This is a genomic window from Streptomyces sp. NPDC056128 (assembly GCF_042263835.1).
Lineage (GTDB): Bacteria > Actinomycetota > Actinomycetes > Streptomycetales > Streptomycetaceae > Streptomyces.
Window position 1 is genome coordinate 12,397 of sequence record NZ_JBHJVQ010000019.1, and the last position, 17,465, is coordinate 29,861.

Here is a 17,465-nt window from a genome sequence, read left to right on the forward strand (position 1 = left end):
GGTGCCCGGGAAGCCGTGACGGCCGGGGACGGGGGCGGGGGCCCTGGAGAGGCCCCCTCGTCCGGCGCGGGCGACTCGGGCGCCTCCGACGCCTCGGGCGGGAGTGCCGGGCCCGGGGTCGGGTGGTGGGCCGTGGACGGGACGCCCGGAGCACAGGAGCCGACCCCGGTTGATGCCCCGCCCGACGGGGGCGGTGAGGCCCCGACCGGCTTGCCCGGCGGGGCCGGGGACGCTGCGGGCGGGTTGTGCCCGGTCGGCGGGGGTGGCGGGGCCCGGGACGCTCCGGGCAGCGTCTCCCCGGTCTCCCCGGTCTCCCCGGTCTCCCCGGCCGTCGGGGACGGCATGGACCGGGACGTAGCCCCAACCGCAGCGGCCGCCATGGCCAACCCCGCCCGGGAGGGCACCGTGGACTCCGATCTGCTCGGCCGGGTCTTCCTCACCCGGGTCATCGAGCCCGGCGACGAGACCGGCGGGCGGTGGGTGCGGGAGCGCGGGGTCGCGGAGGTGGTCCGGCGACTGCGTGAGGGAGGGCGTGCCCTGACGGAGGTGAGCGCGAAACGGTGGGCCGGGCTGTGCGCGCGGGCGGGCCGGGCCGACCCCCGCCGGGACCTGGCCGTCGCGCGTGCCGCCGGCGTGCGATTCGTGGCACCCGGCACCGCCGAGTGGCCGGGGCAGCTCGACGACCTCGGGGACGCCAGGCCGCTCGGGCTCTGGGTGCGCGGCGGGCCCAGCCTGCGCATGTGGGCGCTGCGCTCCGTGGCCGTGGTCGGCGCCCGCGCCTGCACCGAGTACGGCGCCCACATGGCGGCCACCCTCGCCGCCGGCCTCGCCGAACGGGGTTGGGTGGTGGTGTCCGGCGGCGCCTACGGGGTCGACGGCGCCGCCCACCGGGGCGCCCTCGGCGCGGGCGGAGCCACCGCCGCCGTGCTGGCCTGCGGTGTCGACCGGCCCTACCCGCCGGGGCACACCGGGCTGATCACCAGGATCGCCGAGCAGGGCCTGGTCGTCGGCGAGCTGCCACCCGGTGATCACCCGACGCCGAGCAGATTCATCCTGCGCAACCGCGTGATCGCCGCCCTCACCCGGGGCACCGTCGTCGTCGAGGCCGCCTACCGCAGCGGTTCCCTGGTCACGGCCCGGGCCGCGCAACGCCTGGGCCGGCACACGATGGGCGTGCCCGGGCCCGCCACCAGCGCGCTGTCCGCGGGCGTGCACGAACTGCTGCGCGGCGACGCCGTGCTCGTCAGCGACGCCGCCGAGGTCGTCGAACTGGTCGGCGACATGGGGGAGCTGTCTCCGGAGCGGCGCGGGCCGGTCCTCCCCACCGACCTCCTGGAACCCCGGACCCGCCACGTGCTGGCCGGACTGCCCGCGCGCGGCACGGCGACGGCGGCCGAGGCGGCACGCCGCGCGCAGACCACGCGGGACGACGCGATCGCGAGACTGTACGAGCTTCGAGCACTTGGTTACGTCGAACGACACGGCGATGGCTGGAAGTTGACACGCCAGGCGATGATCTCGGTCCGCGACGCCCGGGGTCCCTGCTGACGCACCGTGTTCGGCCGTCCGGGGGAACCCCGACGCCCGTGGGAAATCCGGCAGTTGAGATATTCGAGTGATCACGCAGAGCGATCATCGTCCCCCCTGTAGAGCGTTCAGCGGAACGTATCTGCGCACGCTTCCCACCCACTCCTTCGCACAACGCGACGGTCCAGTCACGCTACGCTCGCGAGGGCCTCACGAACACGGCCGGCAACAGGCGACCACCAGACAGCAGACCGGCGGCCTCAGGCGCACCACATCACGGCAGAACGGCACAAGGCGACGAATGCCCCAGCACACCTCCGGGTCCGACCGGGCGGCGGTCCCCCCAGCCGCCCGCGACGGCGGCAGCGTGCGACCGTCCGCCCCCTCGACGCTCGACGAGCTGTGGCGGTCGTACAAGGCGACGGGGGACGAGCGGCTGCGGGAACAGCTGATCCTGCACTACTCGCCCCTGGTGAAGTACGTGGCGGGCCGGGTCAGCGTGGGACTGCCGCCCAACGTCGAACAGGCCGACTTCGTCTCCTCCGGTGTGTTCGGGCTGATCGACGCGATCGAGAAGTTCGACGTCGACCGCGAGATCAAGTTCGAGACGTACGCAATCACCCGGATCCGCGGCGCGATGATCGACGAACTGCGCGCGCTGGACTGGATTCCCCGCTCGGTGCGGCAGAAGGCGCGCAACGTGGAGCGCGCGTACGCCACGTTGGAGGCGCGGCTGCGCCGCACCCCCTCGGAGAGCGAGGTGGCCGTGGAGATGGGGATCGCGGTCGAGGACCTCCACGCGGTCTTCAGCCAGTTGTCGCTGGCCAACGTGGTGGCTCTGGAGGAGCTGCTGCACGCGGGGAGCGAGGGCGGCGACCGGCTCAGCCTCATGGACACCCTGGAGGACACCGCCGCCGACAATCCCGTGGAGGTCGCCGAGGACCGTGAGCTGCGCCGGCTGCTGGCGCGGGCGATCAACACGCTGCCGGAGCGCGAGAAGACCGTCGTCACCCTGTACTACTACGAGGGCCTGACCCTCGCCGAGATCGGGAACGTGCTGGGTGTGACCGAGAGTCGGGTCAGCCAGATCCACACCAAGTCGGTGTTGCAGCTGCGCGGCAAGCTGGCCGGTTTCGGCCGTTGAGCTGGGCTTATGGTATCGCGACGCCGCCGGTGGTGCCCGCTCCGCGGCCGTGCGGTCGGGTGACTGTCTCCCGCACGGGGTGACGCGTCCGTAAAGTGGTGGCGTGCCAAGGATTCGAGCGGCCTCCGTGGCCGAGCACCGGTCGATGCAGCGTGCCGCCCTGCTGGACGCGGCACGCTCCCTGCTGTCCGACGGCGGAACGGAGGCGCTGACCTTCCCCGCCCTCGCCGAACGGACGGGCCTCGCCCGGTCGTCGGTCTACGAGTACTTCCGGTCGCGGGCGGCCGTCGTCGAGGAGCTGTGCGCCGTCGACTTCCCGGTCTGGGCGGCCGAGGTCGAGGCGGCGATGGAGCGCGAGGCGGCCCCCGAGGCCAAGGTCGAGGCGTATGTGCGCAAGCAGCTCGACCTGGTCGGGGACCGGCGGCACCGGGCGGTCGTGGCCATCTCCGCCAGTGAGCTGGACGCCGGTGCGCGGGAGAAGATCCGGGCGGCGCACGGCGGGCTGATCGCCATGATCGTCGAGGCGCTGGCGGAGATGGGCCACGCCGAGCCCAGGCTCGCGGCGATGCTGCTGCAGGGCGTCGTGGACGCGGCCGTGCGGCGGATCGAACTGGGCGCGGCCGAGGAGCCCGGCGAGATCACCCGGGCGGCGGTCTCCATGGCGCTGCGGGGCGTGCGCGGCTGATCGCCCGCTGCTCTCCGGACCGGTCACCGGACCGGTCACCGGACCGGTCGTCTGACTGCCCTTCGGACTGCTCTTCGGGCAGCGGCACCCCCAGGACCGGCAGCAGCCTCGACGGCCCCGAGTCCAGCAGCCACGGCGGGAGCAGGGACAGCGGGTCGAGGTAGACGTCCCCGCGCAGCAGGCCCCAGTGCAGGCAGGCCGTGCAGTGCGAGCCCGTCGGCTCGACCGTGCCGAGCACCTCGCCCGCCGCCACCTCGTCGCCCTCGCGTACCGAGGCCGCGACCGGCTCGTACGTGGTGCGCAGGGGCAGGTCGCCGGTACCCGTCAGTTCGAGTGAGACGACGCCCCTCCCCGCCACCCGCCCCGCGAAGGACACCCGTCCCGCCGCCACCGCCCGCACCGGGGCCCCGCCCGCCGCCGCGAGGTCCACGCCCCGGTGACCAGGACCGTAGGCACTGGCCGGGGGCTCCCACCCCCGCAGGACCGCGGGCCGAGTGCCCACCGGCCACCACCGGGCCACGGCCGGCACCGCCGGATCCGGACCCCGCCCCACGGCCGCCGACGGCACCACCGACACCGCCCGCGTGGCGCCGGACGGCGCCGGGGCCAGGACGGTCAACAGCAGCACCACCCACGTACACGCACACATGCACGCACTCACGCATCGCCTCGCTCGCATGCGAGAACCGTCCCGCACGTAGCCGGCCTCCGTGCGGGCCTGTGGACCGCCGCCCGGTTGTGGACAGCCGCGTCACCCGGTACCCCTCCGGTCCCGTACACTTCTGGTGGCGATCCGGGTCACCGGGTCGACTTCGCACGCCCCGACACGACGCCTTCCAAGGCGCGTGTCAGCGCCCCTCGGTCCCTTGCGGCACGGCGCACAGCGGGCGTCAGGCGCTCAAGCCGTCCGGCTTGCGCGGCACAACCGAGAAAACCAAGGAGAACGGCCATGGCCGTCGTCACGATGCGGGAGCTGCTGGAAAGCGGCGTCCACTTCGGTCACCAGACCCGTCGCTGGAACCCGAAGATGAAGCGCTTCATCTTCACCGAACGCAACGGCATCTACATCATCGACCTGCTCCAGTCGCTGTCGTACATCGACCGCGCCTACGAGTTCGTCAAGGAGACCGTCGCCCACGGCGGCACGGTCATGTTCGTCGGCACGAAGAAGCAGGCGCAGGAGGCCATCGCCGAGCAGGCCACCCGCGTCGGCATGCCCTACGTCAACCAGCGCTGGCTGGGCGGCATGCTCACCAACTTCTCGACCGTCTACAAGCGCCTGCAGCGCCTGAAGGAGCTCGAGCAGATCGACTTCGAGGACGTGGCCGCCTCCGGCCTCACCAAGAAGGAGCTGCTGGTCCTCTCCCGCGAGAAGGCCAAGCTGGAGAAGACCCTCGGCGGTATCCGCGAGATGTCCAAGGTGCCCAGCGCCGTCTGGATCGTGGACACCAAGAAGGAGCACATCGCGGTCGGCGAGGCCCGGAAGCTCAACATCCCGGTCGTCGCCATCCTCGACACCAACTGCGACCCCGACGAGGTCGACTACAAGATCCCGGGCAACGACGACGCGATCCGCTCCGTCACCCTGCTCACCCGCGTGATCGCCGACGCCGTCGCCGAGGGCCTCATCGCCCGCTCCGGTGCCGCCGGTGGTGCCAAGGGTGAGAAGGCCGCCGGCGAGCCGCTCGCCGAGTGGGAGCGCGACCTGCTCGAGGGCGAGAAGAAGGACGAGGCCGTCGAGGCCGCCGCCGAGGCGCCCGCCCCCGACGCCAAGGTCTCCGAGGCTGTCGAGGAGGCCGCCGCCGAGGTGGCCGACGCCGACGCCGACAAGCCCGCCGAGGCCCCCGCCGCCGAGGCGCCCGCCGCCGAGGCCCCTGCCGCGGACGCCGAGCAGGCCTGACCCCTCACCACCTTCGGGTTCTGGACGGCGGGGGCCCACGAAGCCCCCGCCGTCCGGCCCGTAGATCTTCGGACTTCGAGAGAGATTCCTGAATCATGGCGAACTACACCGCCGCCGACGTCAAGAAGCTTCGTGAGCTCACCGGCGCCGGCATGATGGACTGCAAGAAGGCGCTGGACGAGGCCGAGGGCAACGTCGAGAAGGCCGTCGAGGCGCTCCGTATCAAGGGCCAGAAGGGCGTCGCCAAGCGCGAGGGCCGCTCCGCCGAGAACGGTGCCGTCGTCTCGATCATCGCCGACGACAACACCTCCGGTGTCCTGGTCGAGCTGAAGTGCGAGACGGACTTCGTCGCCAAGGGTGACAAGTTCCAGAACGTCGCCAAGACCATCGCCGAGCACGTCGCCAAGGCCGCCCCGGCGGACCTGGAGGCCCTGCTCGCCTCCGAGATCGAGGTCGGCAAGACCGTCCAGGCGTACGTGGACGAGGCCAACGCCAACCTCGGCGAGAAGATCGTCCTGGACCGCTTCGCGCAGTTCTCCGGCGGCTACGTGACCGCGTACATGCACCGCACGATGCCCGACCTGCCCCCGCAGATCGGTGTCCTCGTCGAGCTGGACAAGCCGAACGCGGACGTGGCCAGGGGCATCGCCCAGCACATCGCCGCCTTCGCGCCGAAGTACCTCTCCAAGGAGGACGTCCCGGCCGAGGTCGTCGAGTCCGAGCGCCGCGTCGCCGAGGAGACCACCCGCGCCGAGGGCAAGCCGGAGGCCGCCCTGCCGAAGATCGTCGAGGGTCGCCTCAACGGCTTCTTCAAGGACGCGACCCTGCTGGGCCAGCCCTACGCCCTGGACAACAAGAAGTCCGTCCAGAAGGTGCTGGAAGAGGCCGGTGTCACCCTGAAGCGCTTCTCGCGCATCAAGGTCGGCATCTGAGTCCGTACCGCGACGGACGCTCGACCCCGGTAGGGTCGACAGCAGTCGTCGGCGTCGTTCGCGCAGGCCGTGGCGCACGCGCGCGTGGCGGCGGACGACAGCAGATCTGACGAGGAGGCCATTGCCGCGTATGGGATGCGAAACACGCCCCCACCGGCAGTGGCCTTCTTCGTGTGTGTGACCCACGTAAAAGAGGCGAGATCTCCATGACCACCAAGGCCGAGAAGAGCGACGACGGCAAAGTACGCGGCCGCTTCATGCTGAAGCTGTCCGGAGAGGCCTTCTCCGGCGGTGGCGGCCTGGGCGTCGACCCCGACGTGGTGCACGCCATCGCCCGCGAGATCGCGGCCGTCGTACGCGACGGCGCCGAGATCGCCGTCGTCATCGGCGGCGGCAACTTCTTCCGCGGGGCCGAACTCCAGGTGCGCGGCATGGACCGCGCCCGCTCCGACTACATGGGCATGCTCGGCACCGTGATGAACTGCCTGGCCCTCCAGGACTTCCTGGAGAAGGAGGGCGTCGACTGCCGCGTGCAGACCGCCATCACCATGGGCCAGGTCGCCGAGCCCTATATCCCGCTGCGCGCCGTGCGCCACCTGGAGAAGGGCCGCGTGGTCATCTTCGGCGCCGGAATGGGCATGCCCTACTTCTCCACCGACACCACCGCCGCCCAGCGCGCCCTGGAGATCGACGCCGAGGCGCTGCTCATGGGCAAGAACGGCGTGGACGGGGTCTACGACTCCGACCCGAAGACCAACCCGGACGCCGTGAAGTTCGACGCGCTCGGCTACGGCGAGGTCATCACCCGCGACCTCAAGGTCGCCGACGCCACGGCCGTCACGCTCTGCCGCGACAACAGCCTCCCGATCGTGGTCTTCGAGCTGTTGAAGGAGGGCAATATCGCCCGCGCCGTCAAGGGTGAGAAGATCGGCACGCTCGTGGGTGACCAGGGCACCCGGGACTGACCGGAGAACACCCCCCTGTCCGCGGACGCCACCTGTCCGGGGGACGGACGGGACGGGGCCGGGCCGGGGGATGGACAATGTCCCGCCGGTCGGGAACCGTGCAGGAAGAACGCGACGCAGCCGGCCGCCGCCCCGCCAGGGGACCGCAGCCGGGCCTACTCAAGACACGCAGGAGCAAGTGGTGATCGAAGAGACCCTCCTCGAGGCCGAGGAGAAGATGGAGAAGGCCGTCGTGGTCGCCAAGGAGGACTTCGCCGCGATCCGCACCGGCCGTGCGCACCCGGCGATGTTCAACAAGATCGTGGCCGACTACTACGGCGCGCTGACGCCGATCAACCAGCTGGCCTCGTTCTCCGTGCCCGAGCCGCGCATGGCCGTGGTGACGCCCTTCGACAAGAGCGCCCTGCGCAACATCGAACAGGCGATCCGCGACTCCGACCTGGGCGTCAACCCGAGCAACGACGGCAACATCATCCGAGTGGTGTTCCCCGAGCTGACCGAGGAGCGCCGCCGCGACTACATCAAGGTCGCCAAGGCCAAGGGCGAGGACGCCAAGGTGTCCATCCGCTCCGTGCGCCGCAAGGCCAAGGACGCCATCGACAAGCTGATCAAGGACGGCGAGGTCGGCGAGGACGAGGGCCGTCGTGCGGAGAGCGAGCTCGAGCAGACCACCTCGAAGTACGTCGCCCAGGTGGACGAGCTCCTGAAGCACAAGGAAGCGGAGCTGCTCGAGGTCTGATGAACGACTCTTCCTGGGGAGCGCCGCCACAAGCCGGGTACTGGGGGCCGTCCGACGGGGGACCTGTCCAGGGCGCTGCCCCGGCGGGTCCCGCATACGATGCGCAGTACGCGCAGCAGACTCGCCCCATGCCCATCGTGCCCGACGTACCCGAACACGGCGGTGACCAGGACCACGACCGGGGGGCCGCTCGGGCGAGCGGTCCCCTGTTCCAGCACCAGCCGGCGCAGCCGTATGCGGCGGTGCCGCAGAATCCGGAGCCCATGCCCGACGCCCCCCATCCGGCGCAGTCCCAGCCGCCGCCGAAGAAGACCGCGGGGCGCGATCTGGGCGCGGCGATAGGGGTCGGCGTCGGGCTCGGCGCGGTCATCATCGCGTCGCTGTTCGTCGTCAAGGCCGTCTTCGTCGGCGTGGTCGCGGTCGCGGTCGTGGTGGGCCTGTGGGAGCTGACCAAGCGGCTGGAGGAGCGCAAGGGCATCAAGGCGCCGCTCGTGCCGCTGGCGATCGGCGGCGCGGCGATGGTGGTCGCCGGGTACGCGCGAGGTGCCGAGGGCGCGTGGGTCGCCATGGCGCTCACGGCGCTGGCGGTGCTCGTGTGGCGGATGACCGAGCCGCCGGAGGGCTACCTCAAGGACGTCACGGCAGGCCTGTTCGCGGCGTTCTACGTGCCCTTCCTGGCCACGTTCGTCACGATGATGCTGATGGCCGACGACGGGGCGCAGCGCGTGCTGACCTTCCTGTTGCTCACGGTCGTCAGCGACACCGGTGCCTATGCCGTCGGCTGGCGCTTCGGCAGGACCAAGCTCGCCCCGCGCATCAGCCCCGGCAAGACCCGCGAGGGGCTGCTGGGAGCGGTGGCCTTCGCGATGGCGGCGGGCGCGCTGTGCATGCAGTTCGTGATCGAGGACGGCACCTGGTGGCAGGGTCTGCTGCTCGGCCTCGCGGTCGCCGTCAGCGCCACCCTGGGCGACCTCGGCGAGTCCATGATCAAGCGCGACCTCGGCATCAAGGACATGGGTACCCTCCTGCCGGGCCACGGCGGCATCATGGACCGCCTGGACTCCCTCCTGCCGACGGCACCGGTGGTCTGGCTCCTGTTGGTGATCTTCGTCGGCTCCGGCTGACCGCGGCGCGTGCGGGGCCGGCCCATGAACCATGGAGGGCCGTCCCCGCGCCCCCTCGGCCCGCCCTTCCGATGGCGCCCCGGCCCGCCCGGAGGTCTGCTGGGAGGATGGGATCGACGACCGCCGAATCGGCGCGGGGGAGCGTGCGGCACGCCGGTGTCTTCGTCGCCGTATCGATCGCGCTCTTCTGCATCCAGCTCGACTTCTTCGCGCTGAACCTCGCCATCCCGGGCATCGCGGCCGACTTCGGCGTCACCGTCTCCGCCGCCCAGTGGACCCTGTCCGCGTACATGCTCGCCATCGGCTGCCTGTTCATCGTCGGCGGCCGTCTGGGCGACCTCCTGGGCCGTCGCCCGGTCCTGCTCGCCGGTGTGGCCCTGTTCGCGGCCGCGTCCGTGGGCTGCGCCCTCAGCCCCTCCCTCGGGGTCCTCGTCGCCGCACGGATCGTCCAGGGCGTCGGGGCGGCGCTCATCTTCCCGGTCACGGTGTCCGTGATCACCAACGCCTTTCCCGACGCCACCCGGGCCCGCGCGCTCGGTGCGGTGTTCGCCATCGCCAACGTGGGGACCGCCGTCGGGCCGTTCGCCGGCGGCGGCTTCACCGACGGTCCCGGCTGGCGGTGGATCTTCTGGCTGCTGGCTCCCCTGAGCGCCGTCGCCCTGCTGCTGGGCCTGCGGTACGTCCCCGACTCCCGGGACGAATCCGCTCCCCGGCAGATCGACCTGCCCGGCTGCCTGGCCGTCGTCGCCGCGCTGGCCGCCCTGACCCTCGCCGTCGAGCGGGGCAGCGCCTGGGGCTGGGACCACACGCGCACGCTGACGCTGTTCGCGGTGGCCGCCGTCTGCGCCGCCCTCTTCGTGCGGCGCGAGCGCACCTGCCGGCACCCGCTCGTCGACTTCGGCCTCTTCCGCAACGTCCCCTTCGACCTGGTCACGGTCATGGGGGCGGTCAGCAACATGGGCTACGCCGTCACCGTCTTCCTCGCCACCCTGCAGCTCCAGCAGTTGCGCGGCCTGTCCGCCCTCCTCGCCGGGACCGTCTTCCTCGCGCCCGCCCTCATGGTGGCCTGTACCGGGCCGCTCGGCGCCTGGCTCTCGACCCGGATCCGGCCCACCAGCGTGATGGCGCTCGCGGGGGCCATCGCCGGCTCCGGCATGATCGGGCTCAGCCTGGTCTGGGCCTGGTGGCTCTACATCCCGGTCTTCACCTGGTGCGCCCTGGGCCTGGGACTCGGCTGGACCTTCGCCAGCGTCGCCACCCAGCAGATCGTCCCGCCCGCCCGGGCCGGCGAGGCCTCCGGGGTCGTCCTCACCGCACTGGTCGTCCTCGGCGCCATCGCGCTCGCCGCCGTGGCGTCGGCGATCACGGCACTCACCCCCGAGACCGGACCCGAGCAGGCCTACGACACCATCCTGCGCACCGGCGGCGCCCTCATCCTCGGCGCCTCCGCCCTGGCGACGCTGATCAGCCGCCGCCTCGTCGCACGGGGCCTGGTACCGCCGCCCCGACGGAACTGACCCGCCGCCACCGAACGCCTGTGCGGGGTACGAGTGATCCATTAAGGTGCCGCCATGGCACAGGCGAGGCGGGACGACGACGGCAGATACCACGGCGATCTGCCCTGCGCCTGGTGCAAGGCGCTCCTCGACCAGAAGGGCCGGCGCAGGCCCCGACGCTACTGCGGCCCGTGGCACCGCACGAAGAACTACTCCATGGTGGTCGTCCACCTGGTCGGGGGCCTGTTCTGAGCCGCCCCGGGCCACCCCTGACGATCTGCGACACTGGTACAGCCATGCCTAAGCCCGGAGAACTCACATTCGTCGCCCCCCGCGGAGCCAAGAAGCCGCCGCGGCACCTTGCCGATCTCACGCCCGCCGAGCGTAAAGAGGCCGTCGCCGCTGTCGGTGAGAAGCCCTTTCGTGCGAAGCAGCTCTCGCAGCACTACTTCGCGCGGTACGCGCACGACCCCGAGCAGTGGACCGACATCCCCGCCGGTTCGCGCGAGGGGCTGCGGGAGGCGCTGCTGCCCGAGCTGATGACGGTCGTCCGGCATCTGTCGACCGACCAGGGCACCACCCGCAAGACGCTCTGGAAGCTGTTCGACGGGACGCTCGTCGAGTCGGTGCTCATGCGCTACCCGGACCGGGTGACCATGTGCATCAGCTCCCAGGCCGGCTGCGGCATGAACTGCCCGTTCTGCGCCACGGGACAGGCCGGCCTGGACCGGAACCTGTCGACGGCCGAGATCGTGCACCAGATCGTGGACGGGATGCGGGCGCTCAGGGACGGCGAGGTCCCCGGCGGTCCGGCCCGGCTCAGCAACATCGTGTTCATGGGCATGGGCGAGCCCCTGGCCAACTACAACCGGGTCGTCGGCTCCATCCGCCGGCTCACCGACCCGGAGCCGGACGGTCTGGGGCTCTCCCAGCGCGGCATCACCGTTTCCACGGTCGGTCTCGTCCCGGCGATCAACCGCTTCACCGGCGAGGGCTTCAAGTGCCGCCTCGCCATCTCGCTGCACGCCCCCGACGACGAGCTGCGCGACACCCTCGTCCCCGTCAACACGCGCTGGAAGGTGCGTGAGGTGCTGGACGCCGGGTTCGAGTACGCCGCGAAGTCCGGGCGCCGGCTCTCCATCGAGTACGCGCTGATCCGGGACATCAACGACCAGGCATGGCGGGGCGACCGCCTCGGGCGGCTGCTCAAGGGCCGGCCGGTGCACGTCAACCTCATCCCGCTCAACCCCACGCCCGGCTCGAAGTGGACCGCGTCGCGGCCCGAGGACGAGAAGGCGTTCGTGGAGGCGATCGCGGCGCACGGTGTACCGGTGACGATCCGGGACACCCGTGGCCAGGAGATCGACGGGGCGTGTGGTCAGCTCGCCGCGAGCGAGCGGTAACCTGACCGGCGTCAGTACCTCGTAAACAGTAACCACATCTTCATATTCCGACAGGGGAGCGCCACAGCGCTGAGAGTGCGGCACCGGCCGCAGACCCTCCGAACCTGGCCCAGGTCATTCTGGGTAGGGAGATCGGTCACCACTCGAGCTGTTGCGCCCTGCCCGGGACCCTCGCCAGGGGTCGCGGGCGGGGCCGCGTCTTCTCCTGGTCACCCAGGAGGAATCAGTGAGCATCACCAAGAAGGTCACCGTCCTGGCCGTCGGTCTTGGCATGGTCGGCGGCCTGGCCGCGTGCGGGTCGTCGTCCGACGAGGGGCAGGGTTCCGGCGACTCCAAGACCGTGACCCTGGTCAGCCATGACTCGTGGGCTGCGTCCAAGGACGTCATCGCCGCCTTCGAGAAGAAGTCCGGCTACCAGGTCAAGGTGCTGGAGGACGGCGACGCCGGGCAGGCCGTGAACAAGGCCGTCCTCACCAAGGACAACCCGCAGGGCGACGTCTTCTTCGGCGTCGACAACACCCTGCTCTCCCGCGCCCTCGACAACGGGCTGTTCCAGCCGTACGAGGCGAAGGGCTCCGACCTGATCCTGCCCGAGTACCGGGCCGACCAGGACAAGCACCGGGTCACGCCCGTCGACACCGGTGACATCTGCGTCAACTACGACAAGGCGTACTTCAAGAAGCACGGGCTGACCCCGCCGGACTCCTTCGACGACCTGGTCGAGCCCGAGTACAAGGACCTGCTCGTCACCGAGAACGCCGGCAGTTCCTCACCCGGCCTCGGCTTCCTGCTCGGCACGGCCGCCAAGTATGGAGACGACGGCTGGCAGGACTACTGGAAGAAGCTCGAGGCCAACGGCGTCAAGGTCGTCGACAGCTGGGAGCAGGCCTACAACGAGGAGTTCTCCGGCTCGGCCGGGGGCAAGAAGGCCAAGGGCGACCGTCCGCTCGTCGTCTCCTACGCCTCCTCCCCGCCCGCCGAGGTGATCTACGCCGACCCGCAGCCGTCCACCGCGCCCACGGGCGTCGCCGACGGCACCTGCTTCCGCCAGGTCGAGTACGCGGGCCTGCTGAGCAACGCCAAGAACCCCGAGGGCGGCAAGGCACTCCTCGACTTCCTCATCAGCAAGCAGTTCCAGGACGACATGCCGCTGAACATGTTCGTGTACCCGGTGCGGGAGGGCGCGCAGATCCCCGAGGCGTTCGCGAAGTACGGGCCGCAGGCCAAGGACCCGCAGACCATGGACCCGGCGAAGATCGCCGACAATCGCGACCAGTGGGTCAAGTCGTGGACCTCGCTCGTACTGAAGTAGGCAAGGGTCCGGGCCGGACCCGGACCCTGCGCGGGAGCGCGGCGCGGCTCGCCCTGATGGTCGTGCCCGTCGCGTTCTTCGCGGTGTTCTTCGCCTACCCCGTCGCCGCGATTGTCGCGCGCGGCCTGGAGGTCGACGGCGCCTGGCAGTTCGGCCGGATCGGGGACGTGCTCGCCCAGTCCGACGTGCGGCACGTGCTGTGGTTCACGACCTGGCAGGCGCTGGCGTCCACCGCGCTCACCCTGCTGATCGCACTGCCCGGCGCCTACGTCTTCGCCCGCTTCGACTTCCCCGGCAAGCAGGTGCTGCGGGCGGTGATGACCGTGCCGTTCGTGCTGCCGACGGTCGTCGTGGGGACGGCGTTCCTGGCCCTGGTGGGGCGCGGCGGGCTGCTCGACGAGCTGTGGGGCGTACGGCTGGACACCACCGTGTGGGCCATCCTGCTCGCGCACGTCTTCTTCAACTACGCCGTCGTCGTGCGCACCGTGGGCGGCCTGTGGGCGCAGCTCGACCCGCGGCAGGAGGAGGCCGCGCGGATGCTCGGCGCCTCCCGCTTGCGGGCCTGGCGGCAGGTCACGCTGCCCGCGCTCGCTCCCGCGGTGGCGGCCGCCGCGCTGATGGTGTTCCTGTTCACCTTCACTTCCTTCGGCGTCGTGCAGATCCTCGGCGGGCCCGCCTTCTCCACCCTGGAGGTGGAGATCTACCGGCAGACGTCCCAGGTCTTCGACCTTTCCACGGCCGCCGTGCTGACGCTGATCCAGTTCGTGGCGGTCGCCGCGGTCCTCGCGGTGCACGCCTGGACGGTACGGCGGCGGGAGAGCGCCCTGCGGCTGGTGGACGCCGCCACGACCGCGCGCAGGCCCCGGGGCACGGGCCAGTGGGCGCTGCTGGCCGGCGTCCTGGGCACCGTCGCCCTGCTGCTGGTGCTGCCGCTCGCCGTGCTGGTCCAGCGGTCGCTCGGCGCACCCGGCTTCGGCTACTACCGGGCGCTGACCAGTGCCGACGGCGGCACCTTCCTGGTCCCGCCGATCGAGGCGATCGGCAACTCCCTCCAGTACGCCGTCGCCGCCACCGCCATCGCCGTGGTGATCGGCGGTCTCGCCGCCGCCGCGCTCACCCGGCGCGACGCGGGCCGCTTCGTGCGGGGCTTCGACGCGCTGCTGATGCTGCCGCTCGGGGTGTCCGCCGTGACGGTCGGTTTCGGGTTCCTGATCGCGCTGGACGAACCGCCGCTGGACCTGCGCTCCTCCTGGATCCTGGTGCCGCTCGCCCAGGCGCTGGTCGGTGTCCCCTTCGTCGTACGGACCATGCTGCCCGTACTGCGGGCGGTGGACGGACGGCTGCGGGAGGCGGCGGCGGTGCTCGGGGCGTCGCCGTGGCGGGTGTGGCGGGAGGTGGACCTGCCGATGGTGCGGCGGGCGCTGCTGGTCGCGGCCGGGTTCGCCTTCGCCGTGTCCCTCGGGGAATTCGGCGCGACCGTGTTCATCGCGCGGCCCGACAACCCGACGCTGCCCGTCGCCGTGGCGCGGCTGCTGGGCAGACCCGGGGACATGAACTACGGCCAGGCCATGGCCCTTTCGACGATTCTGATGCTGGTGTGCGCCGTGGCGCTGGTGGTGCTGGAACGGCTGCGCACCGACCGGAGCGGGGAGTTCTAGAGATGCGACTGGTTGTGCGGGTGATCCAGGGATGCTGCTGAGCCTTGAGGGCGCGACCGTCCGCTTCGGCGGGCGGGCCGTGCTGGACGCCGTCGACCTGGGGGTCGCCGAGCACGAGGTGGTGTGCGTGCTCGGGCCCAGCGGCAGCGGCAAGTCGACGCTGCTGCGGGCGGTGGCCGGGCTCCAGCCGCTGGACGCCGGCCGGGTGACGCTCGACGGGCGGGACCAGGCCGGGGTGCCCGCGCACCGGCGTGAGGTGGGGCTGATGTTCCAGGACCACCAGCTGTTCCCGCAGCGGGACGTGGCCGGAAACATCGCCTTCGGGCCCCGGATGCGGGGCGCGTCCCGTACCGAACAGCGGGACCGGGTGGGGGAGTTGCTGGAGCTGGTCGGACTGCCGGGCGCCGGACGCCGGTCCGTCGCCGCGCTCTCCGGCGGCGAGCAGCAGCGGGTGGCCCTCGCCCGGGCGCTCGCGCCCCGGCCCCGGCTGCTGATGCTGGACGAGCCGCTCGGTCAGCTCGACCGCTCGCTGCGGGAGCGCCTCGTCGTCGAACTGCGTGAACTCTTCGGCCGGTTGGGCACCACGGTGCTCGCCGTGACCCACGACCAGGGCGAGGCGTTCGCGCTCGCCGACCGGGTCGTGGTGATGCGGGACGGGCGGATCGCCCAGTCGGGGACGCCGCTCGAGGTGTGGCAGCGGCCGGCCGACGCCTTCGTCGCCCGCTTCCTCGGCTTCGACAACGTGGCCGGGGCGACCGTCGCGGGGCAGGTCGCGGACACCCCTTGGGGCAAGGTCCCGGTCCCCGAGGACGCCCTCCAGGGGACGCGGACGGTGCTCGTGCGCCCGGCCGGGGTCCGGATCGTCGCCGCCGACGCGGGCCTGCGCTGCACGGTCGCGGCCCGCACCTTCCGGGGCACCCATGTCGCCGTGCAACTCCAGCCGGAGGACGCGCCGCGCCTGGAGGCGGCGTGCGCGCTGCGGGCGGCGCCGGAGGTCGGGGACGCGGTCGGGGTGGAGTTCGACGCGGCGGAGGTCGTCGTGCTCGGCTGAGCGCCGGCCCGCGACGGGGGCGCTCCTCGGACATGACGGTGGCCCGCCCCCGAACCGGGGACGGGCCACCGCCGCTGTCCATCTGTGTGCGGGCGTCAGCGGGTGCTGTTCGCTCCGCGACGGCGCAGGCCGAAGAAGACGGCACCGCCACCGACGGCGACCAGGGCCGCCGCGATACCGGCGATCATGCCGGTGTTGGAGTTGGCGCCGGTCTCGGCGAGGTTGGAGTCACCGGCCGCCGGGGACGGGGCGTTGCTCGGCGCGGCCGCCGGGGCGGTGCTCTCGTCCTCCGTCGGCGCGGGGGCCGAGGTGGACGGCTCGGGAGCCGGGGTCTCCGTCTCGTCGGACGGGGTCGAGGAGCTCTCCGACGGGGTCGGGCTCGGAGTGTCCTCGGTCTTGCAGGGGGTCGACGGGGTCACGAGGTTCGGCTTGATGTCCTCGTCGACGTACCGGTCGGCCTTGACGTGGATGCGGTACTCGGCGTTCGGCTTCCAGTCCGCGGCGAAGGTGATGGTGCTGCCGTCGCGCGAGCCCTTGACGGTCTTCTCGCCGATCTTCTCGGCGTCGGCGCCGTTGTTCTGCAGGTAGACGGTGACGACGGCGGGGATGCCGGCGGGGTCCACGTCGGTGACGGTGATGACACCCTTGTCGCCTTCGCACTTGGCGGCGGCGGAGAACTCGCTGATGTCACAGGCGAGGGCGTTGCCGGCGGCGCCGACGGCCAGAGCCGCCGAGGCGGCGACGACGCCGAGGGCGCGGACGCTACGGCGTGATGCCGTGCGGCTGATTATGGACAGGACTGCCACGTTTGTCCTTTACGGGAGCACAGATGGGGGGTGGGCAGGGTGCCGACGCCCGATGACACGGCATCAGCACACCCATGAGCCTCACTGGTTTATAAGCGGTGCATAAGCAGTGTCAACGCATATGCCAGCCAAGCACGTTGACTTTGCCGTCTTATTAACCGCCGACACGTTTCAGCGCGTCGGGAGGTGCCCCGGCCCCCTGCCGGCTCAGCCTTCGACCGCCGCCGGGTCCATCCACACGACCTCCCAGGTGTGGCCGTCGAGGTCGTCGAAGGCGCGGCCGTACATGAAGCCGTGGTCCTGGGTCTCGCCGCTGACCGAACCGCCCGCCGCGACCGCCTTCTCCACCAGCTCGTCGACCTTCTCGCGGCTCTCGGCGCTCAGCGCGAGGAGCACCTCGCTGGACTTGGCGGAGTCCACGATCTCCTTCTTCGTGAACTGGCGGTACTTCTCCGGCGTGTGCACCATCACGACGATGGTCTCGCTGAGCGGGATCGAGGCCGTGGTGTCGTCGCTGAAATGCGCGTTGATCTCGTAGCCGAGACCGTTGAAGAACTTCTTCGAGGCGGCCAGGTCGTTGGTGGCCAGGTTCACGAAGATCATCTGCTGGTACATGAGGGCCTCTCCCGTAAGTGCGCTGCCGTTGTCGTGCTGTTCGAGAAGTTAGACGTGCGGGGCACGCGAAACTCATCGTCGTTCCGCGGATCTCTTCGAGAATTTTTC

Annotated in this window: 17 protein-coding genes and 1 riboswitch; of the genes, 14 read left to right on the top strand and 3 right to left on the bottom strand. The window is 71.4% G+C overall.

Annotation, left to right across the window (positions count from 1 at the left end; translation table 11 throughout):
• The first annotated feature begins 378 nt into the window (after positions 1-378).
• From dprA to ACFC1X_RS27815, 3 genes are all read left to right on the top strand, one after another.
• Positions 379-1,548, top strand: a complete 1,170-nt coding sequence (gene dprA / locus ACFC1X_RS27805) for a DNA-processing protein DprA (protein ID WP_376358502.1) — start codon at positions 379-381, stop codon at positions 1,546-1,548.
• Between the two features lie 280 nt (positions 1,549-1,828).
• On the top strand, positions 1,829-2,671 hold the full coding sequence (gene whiG / locus ACFC1X_RS27810; protein WP_376358271.1) for an RNA polymerase sigma factor WhiG: 843 nt from the start codon (positions 1,829-1,831) through the stop codon (positions 2,669-2,671).
• 127 nt (positions 2,672-2,798) lie between these two features.
• On the top strand, positions 2,799-3,356 hold the full coding sequence (locus ACFC1X_RS27815) for a TetR/AcrR family transcriptional regulator (RefSeq protein ID WP_376358505.1): 558 nt from the start codon (positions 2,799-2,801) through the stop codon (positions 3,354-3,356).
• Here the strand turns inward: ACFC1X_RS27815 and ACFC1X_RS27820 are convergent.
• Positions 3,310-4,005 (bottom strand): murein hydrolase activator EnvC family protein, encoded by a 696-nt coding sequence (locus ACFC1X_RS27820; RefSeq protein ID WP_376358274.1) that lies wholly within the window; start codon positions 4,003-4,005, stop codon positions 3,310-3,312. The genes ACFC1X_RS27815 and ACFC1X_RS27820 overlap by 47 nt on opposite strands.
• 300 nt (positions 4,006-4,305) lie before the next feature.
• Here ACFC1X_RS27820 and rpsB point away from each other — a divergent pair, with 300 nt between their 5' ends.
• The 11 genes from rpsB to ACFC1X_RS27875 all read left to right on the top strand — a co-directional run bounded on the left by rpsB (position 4,306) and on the right by ACFC1X_RS27875 (position 15,936).
• On the top strand, positions 4,306-5,256 hold the full coding sequence (gene rpsB / locus ACFC1X_RS27825; protein WP_376358277.1) for a 30S ribosomal protein S2: 951 nt from the start codon (positions 4,306-4,308) through the stop codon (positions 5,254-5,256).
• 95 nt (positions 5,257-5,351) lie between these two features.
• On the top strand, positions 5,352-6,188 hold the full coding sequence (gene tsf / locus ACFC1X_RS27830) for a translation elongation factor Ts (RefSeq protein WP_376358280.1): 837 nt from the start codon (positions 5,352-5,354) through the stop codon (positions 6,186-6,188).
• A 206-nt stretch (positions 6,189-6,394) separates the two neighbouring features.
• A complete protein-coding gene (pyrH, locus tag ACFC1X_RS27835) occupies positions 6,395-7,153 on the top strand; it encodes a UMP kinase (protein ID WP_064730053.1) in 759 nt (252 codons plus the stop codon).
• A gap of 181 nt (positions 7,154-7,334) precedes the next feature.
• Positions 7,335-7,892 carry a ribosome recycling factor gene (frr, locus tag ACFC1X_RS27840; RefSeq protein ID WP_161326008.1) on the top strand — a complete coding sequence of 186 codons (558 nt, stop codon included), beginning with the start codon at positions 7,335-7,337 and terminating at the stop codon, positions 7,890-7,892.
• Positions 7,892-9,016, top strand: coding sequence for a phosphatidate cytidylyltransferase (locus ACFC1X_RS27845; RefSeq protein WP_376358284.1), 1,125 nt, complete (start codon positions 7,892-7,894; stop codon positions 9,014-9,016). The genes frr and ACFC1X_RS27845 overlap by 1 nt, the downstream gene beginning before the upstream one ends.
• A gap of 107 nt (positions 9,017-9,123) precedes the next feature.
• Entirely contained in the window at positions 9,124-10,533 is a 1,410-nt protein-coding gene (locus tag ACFC1X_RS27850) for an MFS transporter (RefSeq protein ID WP_376358287.1), read from the top strand.
• A 54-nt stretch (positions 10,534-10,587) separates the two neighbouring features.
• Positions 10,588-10,764 carry a hypothetical protein gene (locus tag ACFC1X_RS27855; RefSeq protein WP_376358290.1) on the top strand — a complete coding sequence of 59 codons (177 nt, stop codon included), beginning with the start codon at positions 10,588-10,590 and terminating at the stop codon, positions 10,762-10,764.
• Positions 10,765-10,808: 44 nt separating this feature from the next.
• On the top strand, positions 10,809-11,915 hold the full coding sequence (gene rlmN / locus ACFC1X_RS27860; protein WP_376358292.1) for a 23S rRNA (adenine(2503)-C(2))-methyltransferase RlmN: 1,107 nt from the start codon (positions 10,809-10,811) through the stop codon (positions 11,913-11,915).
• Positions 11,916-11,957: 42 nt separating this feature from the next.
• Positions 11,958-12,063: riboswitch (TPP riboswitch) on the top strand.
• 78 nt (positions 12,064-12,141) lie between these two features.
• Positions 12,142-13,227, top strand: coding sequence for a thiamine ABC transporter substrate binding subunit (locus ACFC1X_RS27865; protein WP_376358294.1), 1,086 nt, complete (start codon positions 12,142-12,144; stop codon positions 13,225-13,227).
• A complete protein-coding gene (locus ACFC1X_RS27870) occupies positions 13,203-14,885 on the top strand; it encodes an ABC transporter permease (protein WP_376358508.1) in 1,683 nt (560 codons plus the stop codon). Before ACFC1X_RS27865 ends, ACFC1X_RS27870 begins: the two co-directional genes overlap by 25 nt.
• A gap of 31 nt (positions 14,886-14,916) precedes the next feature.
• Positions 14,917-15,936: an ABC transporter ATP-binding protein gene (locus ACFC1X_RS27875; protein WP_376358296.1), complete on the top strand. Its 1,020-nt coding sequence runs from the start codon at positions 14,917-14,919 to the stop codon at positions 15,934-15,936.
• 95 nt (positions 15,937-16,031) lie between these two features.
• Here the strand turns inward: ACFC1X_RS27875 and ACFC1X_RS27880 are convergent, their stop codons facing one another.
• On the bottom strand, positions 16,032-16,742 hold the full coding sequence (locus ACFC1X_RS27880) for an LAETG motif-containing sortase-dependent surface protein (RefSeq protein ID WP_376358298.1): 711 nt from the start codon (positions 16,740-16,742) through the stop codon (positions 16,032-16,034).
• Positions 16,743-16,949: 207 nt separating this feature from the next.
• Positions 16,950-17,357 (bottom strand): VOC family protein, encoded by a 408-nt coding sequence (locus tag ACFC1X_RS27885; RefSeq protein ID WP_376358301.1) that lies wholly within the window; start codon positions 17,355-17,357, stop codon positions 16,950-16,952.
• Positions 17,358-17,465: the final 108 nt, after the last annotated feature.